Origin of the sequence: Bartonella fuyuanensis (assembly GCF_014197255.1) — a bacterium.
GTDB lineage: Bacteria > Pseudomonadota > Alphaproteobacteria > Rhizobiales > Rhizobiaceae > Bartonella > Bartonella fuyuanensis.
In genome coordinates this window covers 124,005-129,266 of sequence record NZ_JACIFE010000003.1, presented here as the reverse complement: position 1 = coordinate 129,266, position 5,262 = coordinate 124,005, and the positions used below count along the sequence as shown (strand labels likewise).

Sequence of the window (5,262 nt, the reverse complement as noted above, 5' to 3'; positions counted from 1 at the left end):
GCAGCGAAGGATATTCCCAAGAGTGCACCTGAGCTGCCTTTAGAAGCAGCGGAGGATATTCCCAAGAGTGCACCTGAGCTGCCTTTAGAAGCAGCGGAGGATATTCCCAAGAGTGCACCTGAGCTGCCTTTAGAAGCAGCGAAGGATATTCCCAAGAGTGCACCTGAGCTGCCTTTAGAAGCAGCGAAGGATATTCCCAAGAGTGCACCTGAGCTGCCTTTAGAAGCAGCAAAGGATATTCCCAAGAGTGCACCTGAGCTGCCTTTAGAAGCAGCGGAGGATATTCCCAAGAGTGCGTTTAAATCTCCATCCAAAAATGAAGAGATGAAACTGCCAAAAGAATTGGCGTCAACAAGACAAAAAGTACCGGCAGAGCAGGTTGTTCATCAAGCGCCAGAAATTACGCTTCCAGCGAAATCTCTGTTGCCACTGTTTAAACCAAAACTTGATGAAGAATCTCCAATGAAAAATAAGGCCGTATCGAATCAAAATACGCCAAAACTTAACAAGAAAAACCAAAATAAACAGACCATTGAGGATATTTTGGCAATGGAGGAAAATAATTTGCTCAATCGTGCGCGTACACAAGGAGGTGGAGCAAAACGTTCTCATACATTGGAAGCTTTGGGTGCAAGAAAAAATATTAATGATACCACAAAAATGGCACAAACATTGGTCAATATTGTGGGGGGATGTATTCAACAGAAGCTTAAACTTGTAGCGCTTGGTGGCGATTTAAAAAGCCGTCCGATTGTGCGGTTGCGGTTTTATTTGGACCGTGAAGGAATGGTTGTAGGTGAGCCGATCATTGATCCCATAAACGGTCTTGAGAGTCAACAAGCTATTATGATAAGGCAGGTATACGCTGCTGTTTTTTCATGCCAACCTTATACAGATCTCCCACGTGATCAGTATGACTTGTGGGGCCAAGGCTTTGACTTTAATGTCGATCCTCTCCAAAAAATACGATAATAGAAAAAATTGCTTAAAGAAAGGATACATTCCATGATGACGATAATGAGACATAAAGTTTTTGCTTGGTTTCTTGTCACTTGTGGTTTGTGGTTTTTAAATATTTCAATGGTTTATGCACAATTGAAAGGAACTATTTCAAGTGCTGATTTTAATCCCATTCCCATTGCAATTACAGATTTTATTTCCAATGATTCGATTGGGTTGAAAATATCGGCTGTGGTGGCAGCTGATCTTGAACGGTCGGGGCTTTTTTTACCGCTTGATAAGAAAAATTTTTTTGAAAAAATTTCTAATCCTAATAAACAACCGCATTTTTCTTATTGGCAGAAAATAAAAGCGCAAGGTTTGGTTACTGGGCAAGTCATGAGAGAAATCGATGGGCGATTAAGGGTTGATTTCCGTTTATGGGATGTTTTTGGACAGCGACAACTGAAAGGACGGCGTTTTTATACGGCTACAGAGCGTTGGCGGCGTGTGGCACATATGATCGCAGATGAAATCTATAGTGAGATGACAGGAGAAAGTGGTTATTTTGATACAAAAATTGTTTTTATTGATGAAACAGGACCTCAAAATGCACGTATTAAACGTTTAGCAATGATGGATCAAGATGGAGCAAATTTGATTTATATGTCTGATGGAAGTGAATTGGTGCTTACACCGCGTTTTTCACCAAAAAGGCAAGAAATGACTTATATGGCTTATGAGGACAATCAAGTGCCCCATGTTTATCTCCAACAAATTGAAATGGGACAAAGAGAGTTAATTGGAACTTTTAATAATATGACTATTGCTCCGCGTTTTTCTTCTGATGGACAAAAGGTTATCATGAGTTTATTGCAAAATGATGGGAGTGCAAATCTTTATACGATGGATTTACGGACCCGTACGATGACACGCCTTACAACAACTGCTGCTATTGATACATCTGCTTCGTATTCACCGGATGGCAAACAAATCGTCTTTTCTTCGGATCGTAGTGGAAAGCCGCAAATCTATAAAATGAACGCGGATGGGAGTGATATTCAGCGTATTTCTTCAAACGAGGGAAGCTATTCTACACCTATTTGGTCACCACGTGGTGACTATATTGCTTTTACAAAACAATTAAACGGAAAATTTTCTATCGGTGTTATGCATCCCGATGGACAAGGAGAACGAATTTTAACTACAGGTTTTCACAATGAAGGACCAACTTGGGCGCCCAATGGTCGGGTGCTGATGTTTTTTCGCAAAAATCCCGGTATGGGACCAAAAATTTATACCATTGACATCACGGGACGCAATGAGCGGCAATTACCTACACCCAATGATGCCTCTGATCCAGCATGGTCGCCATTGCTCAATATACAATAAAAACATAAAACAGATAGAGAAAACGGTCTACACGAATAAATTAAAGAGGGGTAAACAGATGTTTTGAATCCCTCATAAATGAAGTAAGTGCTTATCGCATGTTGGAATTATCCAGATAGTTTTGCCAAAATCTCATCACTGACATCAAAATTGGCATAAACGTTTTGCACATCATCATCTTCTTCTAATGTTGAAATCAGTCGTAAAACGGATGAAGCTTTTTCTTCATCTATTGGTGCAAGGGTGGTGGCTTTCCAAATTATTTTAATCGATTCTGCTTCACCAAGTTTCGTTTCAAGTGTTTTTGAAACTTCACCAATATCTTCAAATGCGCAGGTAACATGATGTTCGGTTTCTTCTGATTGTACATCTTCAGCACCAGCTTCAATTGCTGCATCCATAATGCTATCTGCTGTTCCTGCTTCTCGTTTATAGATTATTTCACCAATACGATTAAACATAAAACTTACAGAACCTGTCTCCCCTAAGGCGCCTCCCGATTTGGTGAAGGCAGCTCGCACGTTTGAAGCGGTACGGTTGCGGTTATCGGTTAAAGCTTCAACAATGATCGCAACACCACCTGGTCCATAGCCTTCGTAGCGCACTTCATCATAATTTTCCACATCGGTGCCTGAAGCTTTTTTAATTGCACGCTCAATATTGTCTTTCGGCATTGATTGTGCTTTTGCATTTTGGATAGCGAGTCTTAAACGTGGATTCATGGCTGGATCAGGAGCACCTTGTTTTGCTGCGACAGTAATTTCGCGTGCAAGTTTAGAAAATATTTTTGAGCGCATGGCGTCTTGGCGCCCTTTACGGTGCATAATATTTTTAAATTGTGAATGGCCTGCCATAGTTTTCCTTCCTATTTGAGGGCTTTCTTGCTAGTGCGATACTCTTTAAACAATTTGAGGCAATAAAATATGAATTCCACCAAAACAAATGTGCCGTAGCATGAGGTGAAATATTCAAACAAACTCCTTATAAGAAAATTCAGCTTAAAGGTAAAGATACCCTCTTGAGAATCTTAAAAGAGAGATCTCTTGTCGTTGAGTGAAAATCACGCTATATATTAAGGAGAATGTAATCTCATGGCAAAATTTTATTTCATGTTTCGCTTTTAGGAGTGGGTGAAGTAAATCGGATATATAAAAGATTCCGGTCGTTCTTGAATAAGCGGTAAACTGCCTCAGAGAAGAGGTGTAGAAGAGGATTTATAAAAATGGCAACGCAACTTTTGATGCCCAAAGCGACAGCAGTTTGGTTGGTTGATAATACAGCTCTTTCTTTTGATCAGATTGCAGAATTTTGTAAATTGCATGTTTTGGAAGTGAAAGCTATTGCTGATGGTGAAGCTGCTTACGGTATTAAAGGTTTAGATCCAATCAGTTCTGGGCAATTAACGCGCAGCGAAATTGCACGGGCAGAGGCAGATCAAAACGCACGCTTGAAAATTTCTCAATCTAGGGTATTCATTCCTGAAAAAAAGCGTAAAGGGGCGCGCTATATCCCACTTTCTCGACGTCAAGATCGCCCCAATGGTATCTTGTGGTTGGTCACAAACCATCCCGAGTTGAAAGATGCACAAATTGCACGGTTGATTGGAACAACAAAAGCAACAATTGAGCAAATCCGCCTTAGAACCCATTGGAATAGTGCTAATTTAGTGCCTCTTGATCCTGTGGGACTTGGCTTGTGTTCGCAAATCGATTTAGATTTTGAACTCCAGCGCGCAGCAAAAAATCGCATTGTCGCTGCAGAAGAAGATAGGTCCTTACTTCCCGCATCGGTGACAGAAAACGTCGCTTTAGAGGAAGATGAAAATGAAAAAAATTCACACAAAACCTTTGATGCAGATAAAGTTTTTGCAAAGTTGAATGCGCTGCAAAGAAATCGTCAAAATCAAGATGATGGATAACAAGTTGGCGTATAAGGACAATGTTTCTCAGAAAAATTTTAGAAGAAGTAAATGGTTAGAGGAGAAAAATTTGGTAGGGACTCAAAAATGATGACAAATTCATTAGGAATTAATAGTTATTCTTAAAAATATTCTAAGAATTTGCCTTTCTTTACAAAACTCAAGGAGAAACAGACTATGTGCTCTACCAAAAATACCTTCTTTCATTCTTTAACTATTATCTTTTTTTTCTCACTGTCCTTGATGGGGTGTGGCAAAAAAAATCCCAGTGCGTTTAATAGGATAAATGGCTCTTATATGAATGGTGCTGGTTTGAATCAGGAAATATCAGGTTCAGGACAAGAATTTACAGTTAATGTAGGGGATCGTGTGTTTTTTAGTCTCGATTCTTCTTCTATTGATGCTGATGCTGAACGTATTTTAATGCGACAAGCAGAATGGTTGCTTCATTATCCTTATTACTCTATTATGATTGAAGGTCATGCTGATGAGAGAGGAACACGTGAATATAACTTAGCACTAGGACAGCGCCGTGCTGTTGCTGTCCGTGACTATTTGGTGTCTCTAGGTGTGTCTGCGCAAAGGATTCAAACAATTTCTTACGGGAAAGAAAGACCCGTAGCGGTGTGTGATGATATTTCTTGTTGGAATCAAAATCGACGCGCTGTTACAACGCTTAATAACATAGGGGGGCATTGAAGAGAATTATTTTTTAACCATTCAGTGAGCTTTTAAAGGGGAGAAAAGAATGTATCGTAAAATTAATTGGAAAACTATCTTTTATATGGCGGTTTTCATAGCCTGTTCTGCAGTATTTGCTCAAAGTGCGGCGCGAAAGATTTCTGAATATCCTGTTCATGATACGGATAAGGTGGATGCTACCGATAAATCAGCCTCTGATGCTGTGGAGAAAGCGCCAGATTCCGTTGATAAATCAGCCTCTGATGCTGTGGAGAAAGCGTCAGATTCCGTTGATAAATCAGCCTCTGATGCTGTGGAGAAAGCGTCAGATT

4 protein-coding genes and 2 pseudogenes are annotated in these 5,262 nt (G+C 40.1%); 5 read left to right on the top strand and 1 reads right to left on the bottom strand.

From position 1 onward, the window contains the following. Both GGR08_RS08165 and tolB read left to right on the top strand, forming a co-directional pair. Positions 1 to 972: pseudogene (locus tag GGR08_RS08165) on the top strand (cell envelope biogenesis protein TolA); the annotation flags it as partial. 33 nt (positions 973 to 1,005) lie between these two features. Next, positions 1,006 to 2,331, top strand: coding sequence for a Tol-Pal system beta propeller repeat protein TolB (tolB, locus tag GGR08_RS02735; protein ID WP_183193866.1), 1,326 nt, complete (start codon positions 1,006 to 1,008; stop codon positions 2,329 to 2,331). A 107-nt stretch (positions 2,332 to 2,438) separates the two neighbouring features. Here tolB and GGR08_RS02730 read toward each other — a convergent pair whose 3' ends face one another. After that, positions 2,439 to 3,185 carry a YebC/PmpR family DNA-binding transcriptional regulator gene (locus GGR08_RS02730; protein ID WP_183193865.1) on the bottom strand — a complete coding sequence of 249 codons (747 nt, stop codon included), beginning with the start codon at positions 3,183 to 3,185 and terminating at the stop codon, positions 2,439 to 2,441. A 368-nt stretch (positions 3,186 to 3,553) separates the two neighbouring features. On the opposite strand from GGR08_RS02730, the gene GGR08_RS02725 reads away from it, so the two are divergent. The 3 genes and pseudogenes from GGR08_RS02725 to GGR08_RS08160 form a co-directional block, all read left to right on the top strand. Further along, positions 3,554 to 4,249 (top strand): DUF1013 domain-containing protein, encoded by a 696-nt coding sequence (locus GGR08_RS02725; protein WP_183193864.1) that lies wholly within the window; start codon positions 3,554 to 3,556, stop codon positions 4,247 to 4,249. A gap of 177 nt (positions 4,250 to 4,426) precedes the next feature. Beyond that, positions 4,427 to 4,948 carry a peptidoglycan-associated lipoprotein Pal gene (pal, locus tag GGR08_RS02720; RefSeq protein WP_183193863.1) on the top strand — a complete coding sequence of 174 codons (522 nt, stop codon included), beginning with the start codon at positions 4,427 to 4,429 and terminating at the stop codon, positions 4,946 to 4,948. Between the two features lie 49 nt (positions 4,949 to 4,997). Continuing rightward, a pseudogene (locus GGR08_RS08160) lies at positions 4,998 to 5,262 on the top strand (tol-pal system protein); the annotation flags it as partial.

What these genes read in the sequence shown, in the direction of transcription:
- GGR08_RS02725 (WP_183193864.1), top strand. Translation starts at nt 3,554, where the DNA reads ATGGCAACGCAACTTTTGATGCCCAAAGCGACAGCAGTTTGGTTGGTT.
- GGR08_RS02730 (WP_183193865.1), bottom strand. Translation starts at nt 3,185, where the DNA reads ATGGCAGGCCATTCACAATTTAAAAATATTATGCACCGTAAAGGGCGC.
- tolB (WP_183193866.1), top strand. Translation starts at nt 1,006, where the DNA reads ATGATGACGATAATGAGACATAAAGTTTTTGCTTGGTTTCTTGTCACT.
- pal (WP_183193863.1), top strand. Translation starts at nt 4,427, where the DNA reads ATGTGCTCTACCAAAAATACCTTCTTTCATTCTTTAACTATTATCTTT.